The organism is Azorhizobium caulinodans ORS 571 (assembly GCF_000010525.1).
Lineage (GTDB): Bacteria > Pseudomonadota > Alphaproteobacteria > Rhizobiales > Xanthobacteraceae > Azorhizobium > Azorhizobium caulinodans.
This window is the reverse complement of the sequence record NC_009937.1, coordinates 2,437,280-2,461,115: the sequence shown is the minus strand read 5'-3', so window position 1 is coordinate 2,461,115 and position 23,836 is coordinate 2,437,280. Positions and strand designations below refer to the sequence as shown.

26 protein-coding genes are annotated in these 23,836 nt (G+C 67.5%); 3 read left to right on the top strand and 23 right to left on the bottom strand.

What is annotated here, in order from left to right:
• Positions 1–2: 2 nt before the first annotated feature.
• Genes AZC_RS11090 through AZC_RS25485 form a run of 7 tightly spaced genes read right to left on the bottom strand, consistent with a single transcriptional unit; the run spans position 3 to position 5,757 of the window.
• A complete protein-coding gene (locus AZC_RS11090; RefSeq protein ID WP_043879229.1) occupies positions 3–1,589 on the bottom strand; it encodes a DUF935 domain-containing protein in 1,587 nt (528 codons plus the stop codon).
• Positions 1,583–3,217, bottom strand: a complete 1,635-nt coding sequence (locus tag AZC_RS11085; RefSeq protein ID WP_012170669.1) for a terminase large subunit domain-containing protein — start codon at positions 3,215–3,217, stop codon at positions 1,583–1,585. The genes AZC_RS11090 and AZC_RS11085 overlap by 7 nt, the downstream gene beginning before the upstream one ends.
• Positions 3,214–3,813 carry a DUF3486 family protein gene (locus tag AZC_RS11080; RefSeq protein WP_043879228.1) on the bottom strand — a complete coding sequence of 200 codons (600 nt, stop codon included), beginning with the start codon at positions 3,811–3,813 and terminating at the stop codon, positions 3,214–3,216. The genes AZC_RS11085 and AZC_RS11080 overlap by 4 nt, the downstream gene beginning before the upstream one ends.
• Before the next feature lie 2 nt (positions 3,814–3,815).
• Complete coding sequence (locus AZC_RS11075; protein ID WP_012170667.1) at positions 3,816–4,115, bottom strand: VpaChn25_0724 family phage protein; 300 nt, start codon at positions 4,113–4,115, stop codon at positions 3,816–3,818.
• Positions 4,112–4,495, bottom strand: coding sequence for a DUF2730 family protein (locus AZC_RS11070; protein WP_012170666.1), 384 nt, complete (start codon positions 4,493–4,495; stop codon positions 4,112–4,114). Before AZC_RS11070 ends, AZC_RS11075 begins: the two co-directional genes overlap by 4 nt.
• A gap of 3 nt (positions 4,496–4,498) precedes the next feature.
• Positions 4,499–4,996 carry a hypothetical protein gene (locus AZC_RS24390; RefSeq protein ID WP_012170665.1) on the bottom strand — a complete coding sequence of 166 codons (498 nt, stop codon included), beginning with the start codon at positions 4,994–4,996 and terminating at the stop codon, positions 4,499–4,501.
• Positions 4,996–5,757 (bottom strand): lysozyme, encoded by a 762-nt coding sequence (locus AZC_RS25485; RefSeq protein WP_012170664.1) that lies wholly within the window; start codon positions 5,755–5,757, stop codon positions 4,996–4,998. Before AZC_RS25485 ends, AZC_RS24390 begins: the two co-directional genes overlap by 1 nt.
• Positions 5,758–6,193: 436 nt before the next feature.
• Between AZC_RS25485 and AZC_RS11055 the strand changes: the two genes are divergently transcribed.
• On the top strand, positions 6,194–10,714 hold the full coding sequence (locus AZC_RS11055) for a hypothetical protein (protein WP_043879227.1): 4,521 nt from the start codon (positions 6,194–6,196) through the stop codon (positions 10,712–10,714).
• A 162-nt stretch (positions 10,715–10,876) separates the two neighbouring features.
• Here AZC_RS11055 and AZC_RS11050 read toward each other — a convergent pair whose 3' ends face one another.
• The 13 genes from AZC_RS11050 to AZC_RS10995 are packed head-to-tail and all read right to left on the bottom strand — an operon-like array spanning position 10,877 to position 18,533.
• Positions 10,877–11,263 carry a helix-turn-helix domain-containing protein gene (locus AZC_RS11050; RefSeq protein ID WP_012170662.1) on the bottom strand — a complete coding sequence of 129 codons (387 nt, stop codon included), beginning with the start codon at positions 11,261–11,263 and terminating at the stop codon, positions 10,877–10,879.
• A complete protein-coding gene (locus AZC_RS24385; protein WP_012170661.1) occupies positions 11,260–11,865 on the bottom strand; it encodes a regulatory protein GemA in 606 nt (201 codons plus the stop codon). Before AZC_RS24385 ends, AZC_RS11050 begins: the two co-directional genes overlap by 4 nt.
• Positions 11,862–12,047, bottom strand: a complete 186-nt coding sequence (locus AZC_RS11040; RefSeq protein ID WP_148209836.1) for a hypothetical protein — start codon at positions 12,045–12,047, stop codon at positions 11,862–11,864. Before AZC_RS11040 ends, AZC_RS24385 begins: the two co-directional genes overlap by 4 nt.
• Before the next feature lie 7 nt (positions 12,048–12,054).
• Entirely contained in the window at positions 12,055–12,702 is a 648-nt protein-coding gene (locus AZC_RS11035; protein WP_043879225.1) for a DUF3164 family protein, read from the bottom strand.
• A complete protein-coding gene (locus AZC_RS11030; protein WP_012170659.1) occupies positions 12,692–13,270 on the bottom strand; it encodes a helix-turn-helix domain-containing protein in 579 nt (192 codons plus the stop codon). The genes AZC_RS11035 and AZC_RS11030 overlap by 11 nt, the downstream gene beginning before the upstream one ends.
• Complete coding sequence (locus tag AZC_RS11025; protein ID WP_043879224.1) at positions 13,267–13,599, bottom strand: hypothetical protein; 333 nt, start codon at positions 13,597–13,599, stop codon at positions 13,267–13,269. The genes AZC_RS11030 and AZC_RS11025 overlap by 4 nt, the downstream gene beginning before the upstream one ends.
• A complete protein-coding gene (locus tag AZC_RS11020; RefSeq protein WP_012170658.1) occupies positions 13,596–13,979 on the bottom strand; it encodes a hypothetical protein in 384 nt (127 codons plus the stop codon). The genes AZC_RS11025 and AZC_RS11020 overlap by 4 nt, the downstream gene beginning before the upstream one ends.
• Positions 13,976–14,596 (bottom strand): hypothetical protein, encoded by a 621-nt coding sequence (locus AZC_RS11015; protein WP_012170657.1) that lies wholly within the window; start codon positions 14,594–14,596, stop codon positions 13,976–13,978. The genes AZC_RS11020 and AZC_RS11015 overlap by 4 nt, the downstream gene beginning before the upstream one ends.
• A 1-nt stretch (position 14,597) precedes the next feature.
• Positions 14,598–15,359 (bottom strand): AAA family ATPase, encoded by a 762-nt coding sequence (locus AZC_RS11010; RefSeq protein ID WP_043879223.1) that lies wholly within the window; start codon positions 15,357–15,359, stop codon positions 14,598–14,600.
• Between the two features lie 29 nt (positions 15,360–15,388).
• Complete coding sequence (locus AZC_RS11005) at positions 15,389–17,566, bottom strand: DDE-type integrase/transposase/recombinase (RefSeq protein ID WP_012170655.1); 2,178 nt, start codon at positions 17,564–17,566, stop codon at positions 15,389–15,391.
• The gene (locus AZC_RS11000) at positions 17,563–18,021 is read right to left on the bottom strand and encodes a hypothetical protein (RefSeq protein WP_012170654.1); all 459 of its coding nucleotides are present in this window, start codon (positions 18,019–18,021) and stop codon (positions 17,563–17,565) included. The genes AZC_RS11005 and AZC_RS11000 overlap by 4 nt, the downstream gene beginning before the upstream one ends.
• A gap of 33 nt (positions 18,022–18,054) precedes the next feature.
• Entirely contained in the window at positions 18,055–18,231 is a 177-nt protein-coding gene (locus tag AZC_RS25690; RefSeq protein ID WP_012170653.1) for a hypothetical protein, read from the bottom strand.
• Positions 18,228–18,533 (bottom strand): helix-turn-helix domain-containing protein, encoded by a 306-nt coding sequence (locus AZC_RS10995; protein WP_012170652.1) that lies wholly within the window; start codon positions 18,531–18,533, stop codon positions 18,228–18,230. Before AZC_RS10995 ends, AZC_RS25690 begins: the two co-directional genes overlap by 4 nt.
• Before the next feature lie 188 nt (positions 18,534–18,721).
• Between AZC_RS10995 and AZC_RS10990 the strand changes: the two genes are divergently transcribed.
• On the top strand, positions 18,722–19,264 hold the full coding sequence (locus AZC_RS10990) for a helix-turn-helix domain-containing protein (protein WP_012170651.1): 543 nt from the start codon (positions 18,722–18,724) through the stop codon (positions 19,262–19,264).
• 178 nt (positions 19,265–19,442) lie between these two features.
• On the opposite strand, the gene AZC_RS24985 is transcribed toward AZC_RS10990, so the two are convergent.
• From AZC_RS24985 to AZC_RS10970, 3 genes are all read right to left on the bottom strand, one after another.
• Positions 19,443–20,389, bottom strand: a protein-coding gene (locus AZC_RS24985; RefSeq protein ID WP_148209835.1) for an IS630 family transposase whose coding sequence is annotated in 2 segments (ribosomal slippage) — positions 19,443–20,044 and positions 20,044–20,389 — 948 coding nt in all. Because the reading frame shifts where the segments join, the coding sequence is not laid out codon by codon here.
• A gap of 600 nt (positions 20,390–20,989) precedes the next feature.
• A complete protein-coding gene (locus tag AZC_RS10975) occupies positions 20,990–21,694 on the bottom strand; it encodes an alpha/beta fold hydrolase (RefSeq protein ID WP_052285912.1) in 705 nt (234 codons plus the stop codon).
• A gap of 94 nt (positions 21,695–21,788) precedes the next feature.
• On the bottom strand, positions 21,789–22,415 hold the full coding sequence (locus AZC_RS10970; RefSeq protein ID WP_043879222.1) for a hydrolase: 627 nt from the start codon (positions 22,413–22,415) through the stop codon (positions 21,789–21,791).
• A 183-nt stretch (positions 22,416–22,598) separates the two neighbouring features.
• Here AZC_RS10970 and AZC_RS10965 point away from each other — a divergent pair, with 183 nt between their 5' ends.
• Positions 22,599–23,834 carry an FAD-dependent oxidoreductase gene (locus AZC_RS10965; protein ID WP_043879221.1) on the top strand — a complete coding sequence of 412 codons (1,236 nt, stop codon included), beginning with the start codon at positions 22,599–22,601 and terminating at the stop codon, positions 23,832–23,834.
• Positions 23,835–23,836: the final 2 nt, after the last annotated feature.

Genomic DNA, 23,836 nt, shown 5'->3' with positions numbered 1-23,836 from the left:
GATCAGTCCTTCCCGTCGCCGATGCCCCGCGCGAGGGAGGTGGCGGCGGCCAGTGCTTCGGCGAGCCGCGCGCCATCGGGGCCGCGGGCATTCAGCAGCGCCAGCGCCTCATCAAAGGACGTGGCGGTGGCCAGCACCTGGCGCAGCGGATCGAGCAGCGGATCGGTGATGTCCTGCCAGTCCTCCAGCGCGGCGGCGAAGGCGGCATCGGTCTCGGCCACGCCATCGGGCTCGGCGGCAGGAGCAGATAGAAGCGCCGGGGCGCAGGAGGAACAGCCGCAGGTGACGGGATGGGCGGACAGGCGATTGGCCCTGGGCTCGGGCGGCGGCTCGGCGGGCCCTTGCGCCGGTGTCGCCGCCTGCAACAGCTCCTCATCCGCCTGCGGCTCCGAGAGGCCCATGCGGTCGCGGATCTCCCGCTGGCTCACCTTCAGCCCCACGGGCACCAGGCGCGAGACTGCATCGGCCAGAGCCGCGATGTCCTCCGGCTCCGTCACCGGCCACTCCACCTTGGGATAGAGCGCCTGCGGCCCGAAGTTCATGGCCACGAACCACTGGATCAGGTCCCGGTTCACCGTCTGGCCCAGCTGGCGCCCGTCCGCCTGGGCGATGTCGATGCGCACCTTGTCGTGGATCTTCGCCTGGCCGTAGGACGAGCCGTCCTTGGACGTCATGGTCTGGCCGAGCGTCACCAGCGAGACCTTGTCGTCGGTGTAATCGATCAGGCTGCCGAACACCTGCTCGCCACGGGCGCCGTTCACCTCGTGGAACTCGATGAGCATGGACTCCGGGATGATCGCCGCCGCGTCATTGGCGATGGAGGTCACCGCCCGCAGCAGCTTGCGCTTGTCCACCTCGCTGGCGCCGGGGCCGTATTTGCCGACGCGGAACGGGATGCCATAGACCTCGGCGAAGGCCGACCAGTCCTGCAGCGTGAAGCTCTGCACCATATAGGCCCAGCTCGCCGGCCGGGCGAGGCCCCGCCGGATGGGCAGGCCCATGCGCGGCGCCGGCATGTGCACCATGAAGCGGGCCTTGGGCAGCTCCTCGCCCTCCACCACGCCGTCGACCGCAAGCCGCAGCTGCGTGAGAGTGAGCGCATCGAACTGGAAGAAGCGCGGATCGCGCCAGGTGAAGGTCACGGGCCGCAGCAGGCGGTCGCGATACTCCCAGCCGGTCTCCACGACCGAATAGCCCTTGCCAATGCCATCGAGCAGGGCGGCTGCCGCCTCCTGGAAGGCGGTGTCCTCGATCAGCTCGCCCACGGCGTCGGCGATCTTCGCCGGCACGCCCTTGGGCACCTCCATGGTGGGCGGGATGCCGGCGATGCGCAGCTTCCGCGTCATCAGCACGGAGGCATAATGCAGGTAGCGCTCCTCCATCTCCTCGGCCAGCGTCAGATAGGCACGCGCCTGCCCCATCTGCGCATCCCGCAGGATGCTGGCGAGGCGGGCGGGCGTGAGGCCGGAGGAGACGCGCTCCTCCGCCACCCGGCGCACGCCGGAGACGGTGGGCGTGGCGATCTCCTTGTCCAGGGCGCGCGAGGAGACCGGGCGCCCGTCCGGCCCGAGGATCTGCGGGGTCACCATAAGGCGCGGCCTCCGGAGGTGTCGTCCTCGTCGCCTGCCGCCACGGCGTCCAGGTCGGAGCCGGTCTGGTAGTCGTATTCGAGGACGGAAATGCGGGTGGCGTGATAGGCGAGCGCCAGAGCCACGGCGGCGTCCGCATGGCGCTTCCTGCCCGTATCCCCGGTGCGCAGGGTCGGCGGCTGGGCGACGCCCCGCACGGTCTGGACGAGGCGCAGGTCGGCGAGGATCTCGGCATCCTTCGGCACCGTCACCATGTCGTCCTCGAAGGCCGCCTTCAGGGGCGGCATCTGCGTGCGATACCATTCCACCGAGAGCTTCTGGGCGATGCAGGCGGAGAGCGAGATCCGCCGCTGGGCGTTCTCGGCCACATATTCGCCCGCGCCCGTGGCATCGAACACCGCTGCCATGAAGCGCGGCAGGCGGCGGATCACGTCCACCGTGAGGGTCGCCTGCTCATCATACGGGATGCGGCGCATCTCGATGACGAGCACGGTCTCCCGGCGGGTGGTGGGCGAGAGCGCCAGCACCCACAGCACCGAGAGATCGGCGACACGGGCGAAGTCGAAGCCGAGCGCATGCTGGCGGTTGGGATCCAGCCGATCGAGGGCGCGGCGCACCTCCTCCGTGAAGCGCGCCACCATGGCCTCGCGGATGAGCCGGGGCCGGTGGAGAAAATCCGCCGGCAGCTCCCAGCGCAGCACGGGGATGCCCTCGCGCATGCGCGCTTCCACGAGCGGTCCCGGCAGCCAGGCACCAGTGCCTTCCGAGGGGGTGCAGAACAGCTCCTCGTCCGCGCCCTCGCCATAGAAGGCGATGATCTGCGAGCGCCAGGCGGCCTCGGTCTCCGGCGTCCAGCTATCGCCCGTGACGAGGCAGATGCGCTGATAGAGCCCGTCCTTCAGCGCCTGGTCGAAGTCGATGCGCACATGGGCATAGGGCTTGCGGCCCGCCAGCACGTCCTGCACCAGCTCGTTGAAGGGGTTGGCATCGCCATTGTGGGTGGAGACCACCACCACCTGGCCACCCCACATGAGGAAGGCGAGCGCGGCTTTCAAAAGCTCTTTCAGGCTCTCCACGAAGGCGGCCTCGTCGATGATGACGAGGCCCTGCTTGCCGCGCAGCGAGCGCGGGGCAGACGACAAGGCGATGATCTCGAAGCCGGAGGCGAAGCGGATGCGGAAGGCCTTGATCTCCCGCGTCTCGCCCGGATCATCCGGGTCCGCATCGGCGAAGAGGAACTCCTCCTCAGCCGCGGCGGCGAGCGCAAAGGCCCGCGCCCACATGGCGGCGGCATCGACGAACTCGCGGGTCATCTCCTGCGAGTAAGAGATGTACATCACATCCATGCCCCGCGCCTCGCGGGCACGGGAGGCTTTCAGCACCGCATGGGCGGCAAGGCCCCAAGTGTAGCCGATGCGCCGGCTCTTCTCGACCACCAGCACGCGGGTCCGCGGGTCATCGAGGATGTCGATGCCGCGCGCCTGATAGGGCAGCAGCAGGCTGGGCAGGCGCCCGTCCGCATGGGCCTGCGGCAGGTTGAGGAGGCTGGCGCGGCGGGCCTCCACCCATTCGGCCTCGGAGACCGGGCCGCCGCTGAAGGAAGAGGCGCTCATGGGGGCTTCGCTCATGGCTTGGTCCGGATGCCGAGGATCTGCGCCTTGATGGTCTCCACCGTGTCGGCCGACAGGCCCTTGGCGCGGGCCACCGCATCCACCGTGCTGGTGGCCTTTGCGGTGAACTCCTTCAGGATCTTCGCCTTGGTGTCGGCGGAGATGCGCTTGGCTTCCTCGGCATGCTTGAGCGCACGGGAGGCCATCATGAGCATCTCGGCGGTGTCGCCATCGGCCTTGAGGTCGCCGGCCTCCTCCAGCATCTCGAAGGTGAGGGTCTTGATGGTCTCGGACAGCAGCAGCGTGATCTGTTCGGCGGTCTCGCCCTCGAACTTCGGGGTGAGGATGGCGGCGATGGCGCGGGTCTCCTCCAGGCGCCGGCCGACCGCGGCGAGCCGCATGGCCCGCCGGTTGAAGGCGGAGGACGAGATCTGCGGGACCGGGTCCGTGAGGCCCTCGCCCCAGGCGGCGGCACGCAGGCGCTCGTTGAAGCCGTCCAGGATTTCCACCTGGGTGAGGCTGCGCTCCTTCAGGGCGGTGAAGGCCCAGGCCACCGCATCGTCCGCCCATTCGGGCAGGCGGTCGATGGAATCGAGGCGCCCGCGTCCGGCCATGCTCACGCCTCCCGGCGCGAGGGACGCTTCACGCCCTCGATGGCGACGTCCCGGTCAAGGTGCCGGCGGCCGAGATCGGTGAGGCGGGCCACCTTCACGCTGCCGGCCTCCATCAGCGCGAGCGCGCCCATCTGCGCCAGATAGGCCAGCTCCCCATGCACCCAGGCGCGCTCGCGCTTGATGCCGAAGGTGCGCAGCTCCTCGGTGAGCAGGCTGGAGTTGAGGGTCTCGTCCAGCTGGTCGCCGAGGGCTTTGAGAATGATGAGGCGGGCCTCTTCGCGGATGAGGCGGTCCATGCTCATGTCCGGGCTCTCCGGCTGCGGGCTTCTTCCAGCAGGAATTCCTGCAGGCGCTCGGAGATGGCGCCGATGGGGCCGAGCCGCTCGTTGAGCACGGCAAGGTCGCCCCGCACCTCGGAGAGCGCGATCTCCAGCCGCTGCGCCTGGCTGGCGCTCGGCATGTGGCGGATGTCCCCCTCGATGGTGGTGGTGCGGTCCTCGACCTTGTCCACCCGGTCCTCAAGCGCGGCGAGGCGCCCGGTGGACGCCTTGTCCCCGAGCGCCTTCTCCAGCGCCGCCACCCGGTCCGCCGCCGCCTTCGACCGGTAGGTCCAGACATAGAAGCCGAGGGTGAACAGCGAGACGCAGAGCGAACCCCAGTTGGCCATGCTGCCCGGTTCCATGGCTCACCGGGCGAGGCGCGCGCCGAAGATGCTCTTCACCGTATGGCCGCCGCCATAGATGGTGAGCCAGACGGCCGAGATGCCCAGCACCTGGTCGTAGGGCGTGCCCACCGACTTGCCGATGAGGGCGGAGATCCAGGGCGCCAGCAGGAAGGTCTGGCCGACGATGGCCACCACCAGCCAGCTCATGGCCGGCCGCCAGGCATAATGGAAGGCTCCCTTGGTGGCCTCGGTGGTGGCGAGCTGAGCGGCGAGCGCCTGTCCGGCCTGGATGACCGAGACCCACTCGGTGCTGCGCTCGGCCTCCAGCGCCTGGAGCTTCTCCTGCGCCTGTGGATCGGTGGCGACCGCCTCGGCAACGGCCTCGGGCGTGTCGGCGGTGGCGCCGAGCGTATCCGCCAGCACCTTGCCGACCGAACCGCCCAGCGGGCCGCCGAGCGCGGTGCCCAGCACCGGGGCGCCGAGCTTGATAACCTCGGAAGCGAGAGACGACCAATCCATCAGCGCCAATCCTCTGCGATGAGCTTGTACTTGCGGACCAGCAGGAAGCCGGCCGCGACGACCAGGGCGAGGCCGAGGGCGAGGCCCGCGGCGGTGAGAGCGGAAGAGAAAGGATGGGCCTCGCCCGAGCCGGAGCCCGCGGCGAGCGTGCCGCCGGCCGCCATCCCGGCGGTCTCGCGCTTCGTGCCGGCGGCCACCACCGAGACCGGGGGCTTCGGCACATCGACCTTCTGCGGCATGGGGAGCGCGGCGGCGCGCATGACGCCGGCCGTGCGCAGGGCCTCGTCGATCTTGCCCTCGAAGAGATCGGCCTCCGCCTCCCGGCGACGGGTGAGGCCCGGCAGCACCCGGCCGCCGCCCTTGTTCCAGCGGGCCATGACGGCGCGGACCTCGGCCTTCCGGCCGGCCTTCAATTTGGCGGGGATGGACGAGCGGGTGAGCGGGCCGATGTTGTAGGACATCGAGACCAGCGCATCATACTCGTGCTGGGCGAGCGGCACGTCCTTCAGGATGGTGGAGACGCTGGCCTCGAGGGTGGCGAGGTCCTGGGCGAGCGCGGTGTCGCACTCGGCCTGGCTCCAGACGGCGCCCGCCCTGAACGCCCGCCCGTGATCGTTGGTGTGGCCCCAGCCGATGGTGAGGACGCCCGCCGGGCAGAGATAGGTGGTGAAGAAGCCCTTGCGGCCGGGGGCCGGTTTCAGGCAGCTTTCAAAGGCTTTGACGAGGTCCACCCCGTCGCGCGAAATGGTCTGGGCTGACACGCGCCACTCCCCATGAAGGACCGCGCTCCGGCAAGGCCCCGAAGCGCGCTGTCGCGATCATGGGGAGGATGGGACGAGGTTGGACGGGCGACGGGTGTCGCCGGGTATCCGTCGCGTATGAAGGAGGAGGCGTCGACCCATAGCCGCGGTTGGCGACGTCTGCTTTTGGGCAGTGACTGTGTCGTGGCCGGCGAAGCCGAGCGCCCCTTGTTGTAGTGAGGTGAATACCGCCACTTGCTATGCTCGTCGTCGCTTGGTGCGGCTTGTATGGGCGCTGCGACGAAATGCCTGCCACGCTCGCACTCGGCTCTGGCGCGGTGTTTCTTGATGAAGAGGTAGAAGATTAAACGCGACGCTTGGAATCGTTGAAGCTGCCTATCGACAACAAAATAGCGAATCGGCCTAGTTTGCCTCAGACCCAATATGATGAAGCGTGATGAGAGGCGGCGTCGCGGATAAGCTGGGCAACGACTACGAAGCCCACTGGACACTCATAGAGGCTCTGCGGGTCCTACAGGGACTCGCGGATGAAATACGCGTCGAAGCCTTCAACGAAGACGCGACCGGTTTCGAGTTTCGGGTCACGACGGGTGACCAGTCGAGTTGGCACCAATGCAAGCGGCGCCGGGTCAGCGGTTCATGGACGCTTGGAGCGCTGAGCAGCGAGGGCGTCCTCTCGGCTTTTGCCAGAAAGCTCGCCGACCGAGCCGAGTGTGTCTTCGTCTCAGCCGACCCTGCCGGCGCGTTTAAAGGATTGGCGGACAAAGCGCGCCTCGTGGCATCGCCGAAAGACTTCCGCGACGCCTTGTCCAAGACTGAACAATTGGCGGTGCAGGAGCTGGAAAACGTCTGGCCAGCAGACTCTGAAAACACGTTCGCTTGGTTGCGTCGCTGTCGCATTGAGACCGTATCCGAACATTCGTTGCTCCGAGAAGCGACGTCGATTTGCCGGCTGATGTTCGTCGCTGAACCAGAGATCGCAATCGAGAGGCTCATCGCGTTCTTGGACCGCCAGCTGACCCGGACCATCACCACAGAGGCGTTCCGCGCAGCTATCGACAGCCTCGATCTCGGCTGGAAGGCCTATCTGGATGAGACGCTCGACGAGAAACTCAGGAACGCGACGGATGAATACCTTGCATCCATCCTCCCACCGGTCGCGGGAGGTGTCATCGCGACACCCGATATCGAGACAGCCGTTGAGTTGGCTGTAGGGGAGGACACGAGCCTAGTCGTCATTGGTGGCGGCGCAGGCGGTGGAAAGAGCATCGCGCTCTCGAAAATCGTGGCAGCAGCGCGGGGTAGGGGGTGGCCCACGCTCGCGCTACGGATCGACCGGTTCCTGTCGGCGCAGACGGTGGGCGAGATAGGCCGCATATCGTTGGGGCGGGACGAGAACCCCGTCGGCGTTCTCGGCAATCGGCATGGTAGGAGGCCAACGCTCTTCGTCATCGACCAGCTGGACGCCGTCAGCGAAGCATCGGGACGCTCCGGTCGGATACGGGACCTGCTGTTCCGGATGATTTCCGATAGCCACTTCTACCCGAATATGCGGGTCGTGGTGGCTTGCCGGTCGTACGATATCGGACACGACGGCCGCCTGAAGCAACTTGCTGATTCCCCATTCACACGGACCGTGGAGTTGAAACCCCTGAATTGGGGGACGGCGGTCGAGCCGGTCCTAACTAGGCTTGGCGTCGATACAAAGAGGTTCTCCGAACACGAACGCCATCTATTGTCGGTGCCAATTCATCTCCGCGTCTTCGCAGAGCTGCTTTCGCTGGGAGAGAACGTTGCAGGCGAGCTGTCCGGAAGCCGCCTCTTCGATAACCTCGTCGAGGTACGAGCTCGCGAGTTCCGTGAGGCAGGCATCCAATGGACGCCGCAATCGGCCCTTGGCTCTATGGCTCAGAGTATGAGCAATAATCAGGAGCTAACCGCGCCGGAGGGCGTCCTTTCACCGTTCCCGGGTGCGGTCGATGCACTAGCTTCTGCAGGACTGATAACCGCCGTTGCCGGGAAGCTGCAGTTTGCACACGAGTCCTTCTTCGACCATGTTTTCTCCAGCCAATTCGTCGCAAGTGGGAAAAGCGTAGTCGAGCTCTTGAAGACTGATGAGCAGAGACTCTTCCGCCGTACACAGGTTCGACAGATTTTTTCAAGGCTTAGGGATCAAGGCAATCGCCGCCAGTATCTGCGGAACCTGCGAGAGGTGCTTGAATCGCCGGACGTCCGCTTCCTCGTCAAGGATGCGGTCGCCTACTGGCTGCGCCGTGTCGAGGAGCCGACTGAAGCGGAGCTAAACATAGTCACCGGTTGGTACAGTCGTGGGCACCCGCTGGAGATGGTGGCCAAGACGGCGCTGCTCGACACGAACTGGACTCCACTACTTCTCCGCACCGGGACGATTGCGACGTGGATCGAGCGGGGGGGCGAAGAGAAAACCGTCGCGCTATGGCTGCTTCGGCGTTGTTCCTCCGAGCATGCCAAGCTGATCGAGCCGTTCTTGCGCCATTGGTGGGGTGGTGACGAAGGTCGCGCGGTGGAGCTGATCGCATGGTTCTCGGGCCTCTACCCGAACGGCAGCATCGGCCCTCTTGAGGATCTCTATCGGGAAGTCATCGACAGCTGCCCTCTAGACAAGCTGCATCCTGACAAGTTCGACAATGCGGTGAGCCTCGGGAGCTGGGTCCACACGGATAGGGCACTTGGAGCACGTGTCTTCGGTTACTGGCTCGCCCGCTGGATGGCAGCCTTTCCGGATCGCCACCCGTTCGGGGAATGGTCGTCGGCGGAAAATGCTTACTGGGTTAAGGAGCTTGTCGAGCACGAGCCCGAAGCTCTGCTGGATGCGATACTGCCCTCCTTTGTCGAGGCACTGACCCGCGAGGCGCGACTCCTCGACACCGGCGTTATCGACTATCCCACCATTCGCGTGCCTTTGTCTGAGCACGATAGCCCAAGCGTATGGACGCTGATCCGAGCCTTCGAGAGGCTTGCGAGGGAGAACCCTGACCGGGCCGCACAGCTCTTGGATGTCTTGCCGAGCAGATCGAAACCCGCGCTGCTCATCCACCTGAAAGCGATAGCCGCAAACGGCGAAGCGCTCGGCCGTCGCCTGCTCGATCTCGTCGACAATCCGAACCTCTTTGACATAGGGCAGAGCGGTGGCGAGTGGACGGCCTTTGCATACGCGGCCAGATCTGCCTTCCCTCATATGTCGGCCCCCGAACGGCAGTTAATTGAGCGCAGAGTTCTTAAGCATCAGCCAGAGCAGGATTGGCTCGTTTGGTGCATCCGACGACGGAAGGCGGGCGACCCCCCTGTCTCCGAGCCGGATGACTACATTCGCCACTTGCTCTCGACTTGCGGGGAGACACAGCGGGCGATCCTGCAAACGATAGGATCTCAGCTACTGAGCTCCAAAGCTCTCGCACGCCTCGCGGAACTCGACCGCAAATTCCCGTCCCGCAACCTGCCGGAGGCATACGGCATCCGTGGTGGCATGGTCGAATCCCCAATCTCGATGGCGCGAGCTAGGAAGATGTCGGATCGCTCTTGGCTCAACGCCTTCGCGAAGTATCAAGACGATGAGCGGCACATCTATCTGAAAAATTCGGTTATCGGCGGAGCCAGGCAGCTTTCGTCGGTTCTGCAAGCCTGCGTCAAGACGGATCCGCCGCGCTTTGTCGCCCTGCTGGAACGCATGCCCGAGACGGCCAATCCGACATATGCGGAAGGAATTCTGACCGGTCTATGCGAGAGCGGAGAGGACGGCGAGCTTGCTGTCCGAGCGATCATCGCTACGCGCCGGTGGCCCCAACATCGGTTCGGGAGGACGATATCGTGGACGTTGGAGAAGCATCCGTCTGCAGCGCGCAACGAAAGCGTCCTCAAGACCGTGCTGCACGATGCCGAGTTCGGGGATGCCTCCGATACGACGGTGACAACGACCAGTTCGAGTAAAGATAAACCACCGTCCGTGCAAGAGTTGTTGTGGAACGGTGGTGGCGACTTCGAGTCGAGCGGGCTTAACAACGACCGGGGGGCGGCCTACCGGGCGTTGGCGAACATCCTATGGGACGACGCCGAAATCCTATCATCCGTGACTGACCTTGTTGACCGGAGGATCGAAGCCGAGCCGTTGACGTCGGTGCGGATGATGATGCTTCACACAATCCACTCCGTAGCGAAGCACGACCTTGAACGCGGTCTCCGGTTTCTTGAACGCTTGGCGGAGCGGGACCCACGCGCGCTCCGCTCTCACGCCGGTCAGCACATGTTGGGCTGGGCCACCTACAATTCCGCTTTCGATTCTCAGAAGGTCATCGACCTCAGTTTGGCTTCGCAAGACCCAGGTCAGCGTGCCCTAGGATTGCTCATGGAATCCGGGCTCGCCATCTCCGATGACGCGCGAGACATCGCCTTCCGTCGATCTTTCGCGGAAGACCCCATGCGCCGCCAGGTCGCGGCCTACCGGGCCGCCGGCAACGTGACTTCAGACCGGGTAGGTGACCGCGCGATGGCCTGGCTCGAGGGCTTCTTCGACGATGAAAATGAAGAGGTCAGGCGCGAAGCGGCGCATCTGAACTGGGACGAAGTGCTGGACGGCAACTCCGATAGGACGGCGCTCGTCCTGCGCCACATCCAGTCGCGCTCCTTTGAAGAGAACTCCGACAACCTGTTCCGAGCGCTGGAGGAGCGTGTCGATCGCTTTCCGGAGATTACATTCGCGACCGTCCGGCGGGTGCTCGACCTGATGGACGGTTGGAAAGATAACCAGAATCAGGGCCATTGGTCGACGATGCATCACCTAAGCGGCGTGCTGGTCGAGCTCTATCGCGCCGTCGACGGCGATAGCGACCGTGAACGTGAACTGCTGGACCTATTCGACCGTTTTCTCGCGCGCGAGAACAACGACATCCGAGATAAGATCGGAGCCTACGAAAGGCACTAGTCCTCAGAATAAATGGAGTTGCACCGAGGTGGCGTGTGTCGCGCGCCACGATACTTCCATTTCCAGCCTCTTGCACCCAGGCGCGAAGCTCTGCTTTCAGTCAGCCCGTGAATGTTCTCTCCTGCGCACAGCCGACCCATGCATTACTGATGGCCACGAACACTAGAACAAGCGCACTTGCTTGTCGTCCTCCGCATCCTTCACCCGCGCCCGCATCCGCTGCGCGCTCCGGCGGTGCAGGCCCGCATACCTAGCCGCTTCGTCAATGGACGCCCCCTCCGCCAGTGCGCGCGCCATCCTCATCCGCGCCGCCGCCAGCGTCCCCGCTGGCCCCATGGGCACGGTAATCGTCTCGCCCCCATACATGGCGCACAGGAGGTTCGCTCCCTCCCGCCCCAGCACCGCCACCAGGCGGTGCTCGTCACCCGCCCGCTTCGGCACGGAGAGCCGGCGCCCGCCATGCTCGGAGGCAAACGCCAGCACGCGGGCGAGCCCCGCCGCCTGCAGCAGCGCGGACAACAGATGGGGCAGCGGCGGCTGATCGCTCATGCCGGTCCTCCCGCCTTTGCCTGCCGCTTGAGCCTCCTGCGGATCACCGCCCCGGTCGCGCGGATCTCCACATCCACGTCCGCCCCCGGCTGGCCCTCGCTCCCGTCCAGCCCCAACGCCGCCATCCGCCGCCGCTGCGCCTGCCAGACCGCCCGCTTGCTCTCGTCCACGCTGCTGCCCGCCGGCCACTCCACGCCGCCCTCCCGCGCCAGCCAGGCCTTCAGCGCCTCGATCACCCGGCGAGCGGAGGCGGCGTCCGAAAGGAAGCGCGTGTGCTCCAGCCCGGTCTGCCGCTCCAGGAACGCGAGCAGCGCGGTATCGGTGCGGTCCCGCACCACGCCCAGGTGCCAGCCCGAGAGCCAGAGCGCCCGCAGCTTGGCCGCATAGGGGCCTGCCAGATCCGCCGCGCCCTTTGCCCTTCCGCCCTGGAGCGCCTTCAGCCCGTCGATCACCCGCACCGCCTCGCGGCCGGAGAGCTGGCGGCAGGAGGTCTTGCCCGACGCCTGCCGGGCGATGAAGGCGCGGCGCTCGGCCTGGGTGAGGCCGATGCGGCCGGCGAGCGCGTGGATGGCGCCGATCTGCGCCGAAGAGGCTCCGCTCATGGCTGGTCTCCCTTGCCGATGGCCACGAGCAGCGCTGCCCGCATGCGCGCCAGGGCCGCGTCCACGTCCCGCTCCAGCAGCAGGCCCTGGGCGAGCAGCGCGCCCAGGTGCCGACACTCCACCGCGAGCACGGTGGCGGCCGGCAGCGCCGGGCGCTCGGGTGTGGGCTGAGCGTGCGCCATCATCACCTCACGCGGCCGAGGCGAGATCGATGGTGATGGGCTCCCACTTCGCGCGGGCATTGGCCCGCCGGTAGAAGCGCACATATTCCCGCGAGCCCACCACGCGGATGGCGTCGTCCAGCGCCGCCATGGCCCGCGGCCAGGGCTCGCGCTCGATCTTCAGCCGCCGCAGCGAGAACAGGGCCGCCCGGTTGATGCGGCCCTCCCGGTCCGTCTGGAAAGCGTGTTGAACGAGCGCCCGCACCTCGGCCGGCGCGCCGTCCGACCAGGCGGCCACGCACTCGTCCACGATGGCTTTGGCCACCTGCAGCTCCGGGCCGAAGGTGAGCACATCCTGCACCTGCACCACCACCTTGAGACAGCCGTCGAAGCTGGTCAGCGTGGTGTTGCCCTTGGCGCCGCCGCGCGTCGCCCCATAGCGCTCGGCGAGGATGGAGACGAAGCTCGCCACATCATCGAACGTGTGGCCGCGGAAGCGGGCAATCTGCGCCGAGAGGTCGTCGGCATAGCGGATGATCTTGCGCACGGTCTGGTCTTCCAGCGCATCCTGCGGCTTCACCAGATCCACCGGCACCAGATGGCCCTGTGGGTCGGTCATGTAGCGGTTGCCGCCCATCTCGATGACGCCATCCATGGCGCTGCTCTCACTGTCCATCGTTTCGCTCCGGGGATTGAAGGGGGGCGTAGCCAAGCCCGGCCAGCTCGTCCGGCACTGTGCCGCCGGCCGCGACGAGCGCCCCGGCGGCGGCCTCGGCCGCCCGGTGCAGGGCCATGAGCTGGCCGGCCATGGCCACGATCTGGTCGGTGGAGGCGCCGATGGCCGCCCGCTCGGGCACACCGGCGCCGGTGATGTGCGCGGCCACCGCCAGCGCATCCACCTCCGGGAAGCGCTCGGCCACGCCATGGGCGGCGAGCGCCTGGATGGCGGCGAGCATGGCGGAGACGCGGGAGGCGAGCGCCGCATCCTGCGCCATGCGCTGCTCCACCCGGAGCACGGCTTCGCGCACCGTGCTGGCATCGCGCCCGCCGAGGAAGACGCCGATCTGGCGGAAGGTCTTGCCCGTGAGGCGGGCGGCGAGCCAGCACACGATATGGCGCTGGCTCACCACCTCCTTCTGGCGGCGGGTGGAGCGGATGTCCGCCATGCTGGCGCCGGTGGCTTCCATCACCGCCGCGGCGATGAGGCGGAGGCTGGGCTCCGGGGTCTCAAGCAGGAGCGTCATGCCGCATCCCCGGTGCCCGGCGCCGGCCGGCGCTTGAGGGGGAAGAGGATGACGTTGGTCTGCGGCACCGGCGTCGCCACCCGCGCCACGGCCCTGCGCATGGCCGAGAGGCGCGGCGCCGGGAGCACGTCGGAATCCGCCGCGCAGGCAGGACGGTCGCGCTCCCTGCCGCCGGCCTCCAGCGCCTCGGCGGAGCGGCGCAGCGAGGAAAGCGCGCGGAGGATGACGCGCACCGCCTCCGGCTCGAAGGTGACGCCGCGGGTCTCGAAGCGGGCCAGCTGTTCGCGCAGGGCCTCGATGGACTGGCTGAGGGTGCGGTCCGGCATCATGACTGGCCTCCCGTGAGACGCGAGTGGGGGCAGCCGGCGCGGCAGGCCCGGAACAGGCGCCCGCGCACGGAGGAAGCGGCGGAGAAGGGTGTCTTCTGCTCGGCGAGGCAGCGGTCCATGCCGATCTCGCCCAGCACCGGGCAGTCGGCGGTGGAGCCCATGAAGGCGCCGCGCACCCGCTGCTCCAGGCTGGCCATGTCGCCGGGATAGCGATTGGCGAGGGCCTGGCAGAGCATGGAGCCGGAGACGCCGAGCTGTTTGGCCGTGGCGGTCTGGGTGGTGCGGGCGCAGGCCTCGGCCAGCGCCAGGATCCAGTCCGGCGGCGTGCCCCAGCCGGCGAGCGCGCGGGCGCGGAAGTCCGTGGGAGGACGCGGGCTCATGACCGCGCCTCCTCAAGCCGGGGCTCGCCCACCACGCGGCCCTCGTTCTGGTCCCACACCATCTTGGTGCGCATCACCAGCGGCGGCAGCGGGCCGGTGTTCATGCTGGGCTTGAGGCGCCACAGGACCGGCGTATTGGACCGCTCCTGCGCCAGGGCGACCAGATAGCCTGCCTTCACCAGCATCTTGATGTAGGTCTTGGCGGCCACCGGATCGACGGTCACCTCGTCGGTGCTCGCCGCCAGCGCCAGCTCGGGATAGGTGGCGGCGCCGAGGCTGCGCAGGGCGCGCCACATCTGCTCCTGCCCGGTGGGCTTGGATCGGGTGCCGTCCCGGCGCACACGGGGCGCCTGTGTGGGGCGCTCCGTGAGGCGATAGGACTTCACCAGATGCGGCAGGCCGGACCGCGCGTCCACCACGGCGCAGATGCCCGCCTTGGCGAGGCGGCGGACATAATCGGCCACGCTTGCGAGGGCCGCGTTGGTGCGGTCGGCTACGTCGCTGGATGTCCAGGGGCCAGCCTCGTCGAGGTCGCGGATGATGCGCCAGAAGCCTTCATGGCCGCGCGGGACGCGCACGGTCAGGCTCACATGATCGGGGGTGGGACGGCGCGCCATCTCACATCCCCCTCGCGAGCGCGGCGATGTTGCGGGGCGACGGCGGCCGGCTGTCGAAGAAGCCGTTATTGCCCCAGGCCGCGCGGTCGAGCCGCATGACGCCGAGGTTGCGGGCGATCTCCGAGGCCCGGATGAGGTTGACCACGATGCGCCGCGCCCGCCCGTCCGAGCGGTTCACGATCTCGGCGAGGAGATCATCCTCCAGCGTGAGGCGCGGGCACAGCGAGGCGGCGAGCGCGCGGGCGTCCTCAAGGTCGGTCGGCTCGGCGGCGACCCAGTCCAGCACCCGGTTGTGCACGCGCTCCACCGTGGCGAGCTTGGTGGGCAGGTGCTCCTCGCCGATGAGGATGATGGGCGCGGTGCTCTTGTCCTGCAGGTCGCGCACCAGCTCGATCATGCGCTTGTCCACGAGCCGGTCGGCCTCGTCGATGATGAGCGGGCGGTGGGGATCATCCCCCAGGATGCGGATGACTGCCTCCGCCATGTCGGCGATGGTGCCGCGCGCCTGGAGGCCGGCTTCCGCGAGGACGGATTTAAGAAGCGTCTTGCGCGTCCAGTAATCGCCCACCTCGACGCGGATGGCGCGGGTGCGGTTCTGCGCGAAGATGCTGGCATAGGTCTTCCCGTAGCCCGAGGGGCCGTGGAAGACGCCGATGCCGGGCGCGGTGGGATCGCGCTCGATGAGCTTGGTGGCGAGCCCCATGAAGGCCGCCACATTGGCCGTGGCAACCGGCCCCTTAACCGTCAAACCTGCCTGCAACATTCTCAAAAATCCCCAATGCTCGAACGTGTTCAGCCGGCTTCCACCGGCGCCTGGCGGGGCGCTACGTCATGGCTGTCTCCGAAGGTGAGCTTGAAACCCTTGTATTCAGGGCCCTGCGCGTACCCGAGGAGCCAGGTGGTTTCCTCCGGTGCGAGGGCTTCTCCGGCGGCGAGCCGCCGTTCCAGTGCCTGCGCGCGGTTCCAGCGCTGCTTCGGCGTCTCGGTGGCATGGAGGGGCCGGACCTGTGCCCCTTCCGGCGCGGCCTCGGCGGCGAGGCGGGCGCGCAGCGCACGCGTCTCGTCGGACAGGCGAGGCGCCGGGGCGCTGCGCGGGGTTGCGGCTTCCGCCGCCGCCTCCAGCGCCGGGGTGGTGTGCGCCTCGCGCGCCTTGGGGAAATCCACCAGCGTGCCGGCCTGGCGCGCGGTGTGGCGCAAGGCGAGATCAATGAGGCGCGGCCCCTTGGTGAGGCGCCGGGCCTCCTTGCGCACGCTGGCGGTGCGCTCGGCGATGATGCGGGCCTGCTCGGCCTTGGCCGCCTCCACCGCAAGCTTCGGATCGATGCCGGCCAGTTCCGGGCAGATGGCCTCGCCGAGATAGGTGATGCCCGCCGGATCGAACAGGAAGGCGCGGCCCATGTCGGCCGGGTCCATCCGCACCATCACCTGCGTTTCCGGCAACACCTGCGGGGCGAGATAATGGAAGCCGTCGATGCGGATGCCGCTCTTGGTGGCGGTGCGCAGGCCATGCTGGCCCGCCACGGGGGCGAGCAGCATGTCGAGGGCGCGTTCCTCAACGGTGCGGATGGGCGCGGTGGAGGCGGCAGCGGCCTGGAACGGGGTGACGCCGCCGAGGCCCTCATGCGGCCGGTGGTCATACTTGCTGGCGATCCAGGCGTCCGCATAGCGCTGCAGCTCGGCCGCGCTCAGCTCCACGCACAGGGCCTCGCGCGGATCTTCGCCCAAGCGGGCGGCGAAGCTCTTGCGGGCCTCGATCACCTTCCGGTCGGCGACAGAATGGCCGATGAAGCCCGGCAGCAGCCGCACGAAACCGCGCTGGAAGGTGCCGATGGCCCGTTCCACATGGCCTTTCTGCTCCGGGCTGAAGGCCTCCGCCGTCACCCGCCGGATGCCGATGGCCGCGAACAGGCGCCGGGTGGCATGGGCGACGAAATCCGCGCCGTTGTCGGTCTTCACCTCTTCCGGCACGCCCCAGGCGAGGATGGCCCGGCGCATGAGGAGGGACACGCCCTCGGCCCGCGGCGTCTTGGTGACATAGGCGATGATGCGGCGGGTGAAGATGTCGATGGCCACATAGACATTGTGCCGGCCATCGAGGCACAGCATGTCCACGGGGCTGGCGTCGATCATCCAGAGCTGGTTCGGCGCCTGCACATGGGCCATGGCGCCCCGGCCGGAGAGCCGGTAGCGGTTCTTGAACGCGTCGGGATTGGTGAGGGCGGTGAGTTCCACCTTGTGGGTGGTCTTCCAGCCCTTCAATGCCTCCTGAAAGGTGCGCAGCGGCGGCAGCGGCAGCACCTTGCCGCGCACCTCCAAGGTGGGGCCGAACTGCCCGCCTACCAGATCGCGCACATGGTCGGCGGTGAAGAGCGGGTTGCGGGACAGAAGCGCGAGGCAAAACACCTTCACGTCGCCAGCGTTGGCGACCTCCAGCACGCCCTTGCCGCGCCGGGCGGCGCCCTTGTCCACGGCGAGGCGATGGGTGGCCCCCGCCGCCTGCGCCGCCCGCCAGCGGGCGAGCGTGCGCGGCGTGACCGAGCGCACGGCGGCCCGCACCCAGGCCGCCACCTCGACCGCCCCCGCCTCATAGGCGGCGCAGAACAGGGTATCCGCCCGCTTGCGACCGATGCCGGCCGATGCCGCGAAATCCTCCACCGCCGCGAGGATGGCGAGGCGACCGTCCCGCTGATCGAGCGCGGCCGGGGCAGCCAGTTCCGCCTCCGGCTCGCTGGCGGCAGCCCGCACCACCTCCACCGGCACATCCAGCGCCTGGAGATGACGGGCGACATAAGCGGCGCGGGCAGCGGTGGGCAGGGCCGAGAGCGGATACTCCCGGCCGCCGCCGGAGGCTTCCCGTTCGCGGGACGGCCAGGCGTCGCGGCCCGCCATCTTGCGCACACCGCGCTCGCTCTCCGGAATGTCCGGAAGGCCGAGGCCGGCGATTTCCGCCGCCGTGAACCAGCTCTTCATCGGCTGCCTCCCCGATAGCGGGCCTGGACCGCAGCCTTGCGGCGGGCGATCTCGGCCTCGCGCTCCTCCAGGAGGTGCAGCTCGATGAGGTCGGCATAACGCGCCGGCACGACCACATAGCCATGCTGGGCTGGCAGCCAGCCGAGGAGATCATGGTCTGCCGTGGCGTCGATGAGGGCGACGAAGGCGTCGAGCGGAATGCGGTTGCTCGCCTTGGCCGGGCTCGCCCAGGCGTCCAGCGTATCCTTGCTGATGGTGCGGCCGAGATAGGCGCTCATCTGCTGCGCGATCTCCTCGCGGCTGCGTTCCGATTTCTTGATGGCAAGGCTGATAAGGCGCGTGATGACCAGATCGAGCGGCCCGCGCGTCTCCTCCTCGCGCGGCGCCACCGCGACCTGAGGCGGCTCCCAGTCGCGAAAAAGGTCGAGCGTGATGCGATCCGGTGCGCGCGCCATGTCACGCGTCCTTCCGCCGGGGGCCGCGGGGCGTCATAGGCAGAGCATCAGGAGCACGGCGAGGAAGTGCGCCCCGATCATGAGGGCGGCAACGCCCATCATGCGGTGGAGGCTCTCCTGCCGGATCTGCGCAAGCCGCCGGTTGTCCATGTCCATGGGATGGGCGGACGTGTCCGGGCAGCGCTCGGGCGTGGACGGGCGGGCGGTCATGCCGCCGCTCCCATGTCCACGGGGGCGCCGCCGTTTTGGCTGGCGGCCGAGCGGCCTTCCAAGATACGCTTTGCCCAGGGTGACGGCTTGGCGTACCGCTCGGGCCAGATCTTCTCGGGAGCGATTCCGAGGAAATCGGCCAGGGCCTTCTCACCCGCCAGATGACGGCGGACGAGAGCGGAACGGCAGGCGGATTGGTCGAGACCGGCTGCGAGGGCAATCGCCGTCAAAGTGGTCTCGCGCCGATGCACCTCGGCCCGGATCGCGTGCCTGTCCCACACGACAGGCGCCGACTTGGTCATGGATGAACTCCTCGGACGCCGGCTCCTGCCAGAGCCGGTTTTTTCGGGGCATTGCGCACACGAATGAGATCGCGAATGCGTTCACTTGAGGCGAGAGTGTCCATTTTTATGGATTTTAGCAACCATAAAAACGGAGTTCCGACCTGCAGGATGGCGCACGCATCCGCAAAAGTGGGGATTTTCTCGTAATGCCAGAGCGTTACGCCAGCTCGGAACCGAGCGACGTTGCGGACGAGAAAGTTCCAGGCTGGACGCCTGAGCTCGGAACTCGGCTAAAAGAGGTTCTCAAGCGCGTCGGCGGACTGAGGCAGGCATCCACTATTGTGGGCTACAAGGCGGAGCAGATCGCTAAATGGAGGGACGGCAATGCGCGCCCTCCCTTCTATGCCCTGCAAACACTCGCCAAGGCCGCCGGTGTATCGCTCGATTGGATCGCAGGCACAGAAACATCCCCTGGCGCGCCGATCGTCGAGCGGTCACCAGCCGTTTCGGTCGACGACGAGCTTATGGGGCGGATCACTGATGCCATCGCGCGGCTCTACAAGGATGAACGCGTCGGTCTCGCGCCGATCGATCTCGGCCGGCTGACTGCGCGCAAATATGCTGAGGTCGTTGCCGCGACGGACGACGCAGCAGAGCGTCTCGCGATGATCAAGCTGATTGTGACCCAGCTTCGCGCCGATTTGCGCTCGACGGCCGAAGCGCCCGGCACCGGTAAACGCTTGGCCTGAGGATCGTAAAAAAGGCCATTGTCGCAACTGTCATCGACGCTCTAGCCGAGATCATCGAAGGCCTATTTGTATCCGGCTGCCGCTAAGGCCTTGATGCGCCAGCAATGTTTTTCGGCGCAACCTCGCAGTTGCGGCAAAGCTCAAGCTGCAAGGGCTCACAGCCTAGAGCAGATTCCGATCAATATGCATCGTATCCGGCAGCGGCGAAGTAGTTGGCGCATTCGGCGGGCGTGAAGGTGTCGATGGCGGCACCGATGGCGCGGGACAGATCGTCGACGGTGCGTGCAGCGGCTTTGCGCAGGAGTGCTTTCAGCTTGGCGAAGGCGTTTTCGATCGGATTGAAGTCGGGCGAGTAAGGCGGAAGGAAGAGCAGCCGGGCGCCCCTTGCCTCGATCGCCTCCCGCGCCACGACGCTTTTGTGGGCGGGCAGGTTGTCCAGGATCACAACGTCGCCCCGTTTCAGCGTCGGAGCGAGTACCCGGGCAACCCAGGCCTCGAACCACGCCCCGGTCATCGGTCCGTCGATGACGAGCGGTGCGGTCATGCCCGAGAGCCGCAAAGCCCCGACGAACGTGGTCGTCATCCAGTGTCCGTGCGGTACAGCCATGCGCAGCCGTTCGCCGCGTGGAGCGCGTCCATAGCGGCGTGCCATCTTCGTACTGGCACCTGTCTCATCGACGAAGATCAGCGTTTCCGGATCGAGGTCGAGCTGACCATCGAACCAGGCTTCACGCGCGCTCAGGATGTCGGGGCGGTCCTGCTCGCTCGCATGGCCGGTCTTTTTTTGCGCGTATGCCCGTGGCGGGCGAAAAAGCGCCACAGGGTCGATACTGCAACCGCGATCCCTTCGGCGGCCAGCCCCTCGCGCAGCTCGGCAAGAGTGATGTCCGGAGCCGCCTCGTACAGCGCCCAGATGCGCGCCGCCTTGGCCTCGGTCGTGGCCGAGCGCGTGTCACCGCCCTGTGGCTTGGCCGCTGGCTTTCCCTGATCGCGCTGAAGTGCCGCCCACCTCACTGCACTGGCTGCGCTGACCCCAAACCGCGCCGCGGCCGCCCGGCGCGACATGCCCTGCGAAATGGCACCAACAACTCGCTCGCGCAGGTCCATCGATAACGGCTTGCCCATCTGACCGGCCTCCCCTCGCCGGAAACGAGCATGAATCAGACTTCACTCCCTTTGGGAATCCCTCAGCGATTCACGCTGATCGGATTTTGCTCTAGTCTACCCGCGGCCACTCGCGATCCGTGTGGGGATATCTTCGCGGCGCGGAGGTGACATCCGATCTTGCGCGACGGGAGTACGGCGGGCCGGATGACATTTGATCCTGCGCGGCGCGTTTCGCAGGTCACGGAAGGCGCCGCTCGCGCCGTCCCTTTCACCGCAAGGCCTTCCCGCCCATTCCCGGCAGATCCCGCCTAATCCCGCGACATCGCCCCGGATGACACCCGATCCTGCGCGTCACACGTCGGGCCGGTTTGTCGTAACACGCGCCACAGCACCCGCTCTGCACCGGCAGACGGCGTGACGCTGCGCCCCTTTCTCTAGAGGATCGCTGATTGCCGGACTGGACGGAAGGTGTTTCGACGGACGTCGATCCTCTGGGGGCATCGGCCACCGAACGGAGGTCGATGCCGTCCCCGCCCGTGAGACAGCCCCGTCCCGTCGAACATGTGCGACGACGGGACGTGAAGCGCGAGTCGCAAGCTTGTCCGGCGCCTTCCTGATCTAGGCCGCAGACACCGCCGCCATCGCCTCCTGGATCGCCCCGGCGACGGCCTCGGGGTGGGACATGAGGGACATGTGGCTCGCCGGCAGCTCGACGGTCCGGGCCTTGAGCTGTGTGCTGAGCGCGCGCTGAAGATCGACGCTGACGGCGCGGTCCTGCGTCGACAGGACGTACCAGCACGGACGGTCCTTCCAGGCGGGGGTCTTCACCTTGTCCTCGAAGGTGACGAGCGCGAGCGGGGTCTGGACGGCCGCAAGGATGCGGGCCTCTTCCTCCGGCAGATCCTGCGCCACGTTGGCGATCCAGCTTTCCGGGCTCATCTTCAGGAAGTGCTCGCCGAAGGGCACGACGCCGCCGAGCCCGGGAGGGGCCGCATGCGCCCGCACCTGATCGCCCGTGGACTGGCCGGCATCCGGCGCGAAGGCTGCCACATAGACCAATGCCTTCACCTTCGGGTCGTTGCCAGCTTCGCTGATGACGGTACCGCCCCAGCTATGGCCCGCGAGCACGACCGGCCCTGCGATACTGTCGAGGGTCAAGCGGGTCGCGGCGACATCGGCATCAAGCGAGGTGGTGGGGTTCTGAACCGCCACCACGTCGATGCCCCGCTGCTGCAGGAGACGGATCACGGCGCGCCAGCTCGAGGCGTCCGCCCAGGCTCCGTGCACGAGAACGACGGTCGGTCGGATTGCGGCGTCAGTCATAGGAGGCTCTCCACAGGATCGGGATGATGGATAGGGGGGCAGGCCGGGGGCGCCGTCCGGCGCCGCGCGATGGCGCCGGACCCGCACGCGAGGATCAGGCCGGCTTGATCATGTCCCGCGCATAGGCGAGGCCCGTGCCGTAGCCTCCGCCATGCTCCACGACGATGGCGCGCGCGGCTTCATAGGTGTCGTGGCGGGTCCAGTCGCGCTGGAGTTCGAGCAGCATCTGAAGCCAGGAGGTGAGGGTCGCGCCCGCCGCCTCAAGACGCCGGAGCGCCAGATCGTGGCTCGTCGCCGTCAGTCCGCCGCAGGCGTCGGCCACCACGAACACGCGGTAGCCGTCGGCGAGAGCGGAGAGCACGGGAAAGCTGATGCACGCCTCCGCCAGAAGCCCGGCGAAGATGAGCGTCTTGCGGCCGGTGGCGACGACCGCAGCATGGGCGGCCTCATCTTCCCACAAGTTCATGTTTCGACGCTCGATGGGTGCCACATCGGGCAGCACGGCGCGAAAGGCGGGCATGAGCGGCCCGCTATAGACCTTGCTTGCCGAGGTGGAGACGACGATCGGCAGGCCGAAGGCGACGGCGGTCTTTGCCGCGGCAAGGCCGTTGTTGCGCAGCATCTGCGCATCCGCAGATCCGGAGGCGAAGGCCAGACCGGCCTGCTGGTCGACGAGGATGAGCGCGCACTGCGCGGGTTCGATCAGGGGGGATGGGGTCATGAAGCGTCTCCCTTTCCGGGAAACCATGACCTCCGACATCCCTTCCGGTCTTGAACCGTGCCGCATCCGGCGCGGGTCGTTTCGTTCAACAGACCGAAGCGGCGAGCGGGCGACTTCGCCGATCAGCCCAACGGGCCATAGGGCCAGTTGCGGGCCCCGCAGACAGAGGCCATCTTGCGCCGCATGACCGATCCCCTTCCCTGCCCCACCGTCTTTACCGCCCGCTGCGCCATCGTGGGGGCGGGGCCAGCCGGGCTCATGCTCGGGCTGCTGCTGGCGCGGGCGGGCGTCGAGGTCATCGTCCTCGAGAAGCACAAGGATTTCCTGCGGGATTTCCGGGGCGACACCATCCACCCCTCCACGCTGGAGGTGATGCACGAGATCGGCCTTCTGGAGGGCCTGCTGAAGCTGCCGCATACACAGGCGCCGAAGCTTCATGCGGAGATCGGCGGCACGGATGTGACGCTCGCCGATTTCTCCCGCCTGCCCACCCGCTGCCGCTTCATCGCCTTCATGCCGCAGTGGGATTTTCTCGATTATGTGGCGCGCCAGGCGGCGCGCTATCCCTCGTTCCAGTTGCTCATGTCCACCGCCGTGGAGGACCTCATCGAGGAGAACGGGCGCGTGGTGGGCCTCAGGGCCACCTGTGATGGCGCCCCCATGGAGATAAGGGCTGGTCTCGTGGTGGCGGCCGACGGGCGCCATTCGCGGGTGCGGGCGAAGGCCGGGCTCGCGGTGGAGGCATTCGGCAGTCCGCGCGATGTGCTGTGGATGAAGCTGTCCCGTCAGAGCGACGATCCGCCCTACACCATGGGTCACGCCGGCCCCCGGCAAGGGTTCGTGATGATCGACCGGGGCGACTATTGGCAGTGCGGCTATGTGCTGAAGAAGGGCAGTTTCGACGAAGTGAAGCGCGCCGGGCTCGACGCCTTCCGGGCGACGGTGGCGGCCGTCTCTCCCCTGCCCGCCTCCCGCATGGACGAGGTGCGGGACTGGACGGACGTTTCGCTGCTTCAGGTGCGCATCGACCGGCTGACGCAATGGTGGAAGCCGGGGCTGCTGTGCATCGGCGACGCCGCGCACGCCATGTCGCCCATTGGCGGCGTGGGCGTGAACCTCGCCATTCAGGATGCGGTAGCGGCGGCCAACATCCTCACCGCGCCGCTGCTCAAGGGCGCCGTGGATGAGGCGGCGCTCGCCGCCGTGCAGAAGCGCCGGACCTTCCCGACCAAGGCGACGCAGAAGCTCCAGCTGATGATGCAGAAGGACCGGCGCAAGCGCGAGACGGACGCCCGCCGGTCTTCAGGCCCGCCCGCCTTCGTGCGCACCATTGCCCGCTGGCCGCTGCTCGCTCATCTCGCGGGGCGGTTGGTAGGGCTGGGCTTCCGTCCGGAGCATGTCCGGGACCGGAAGCCCTGACC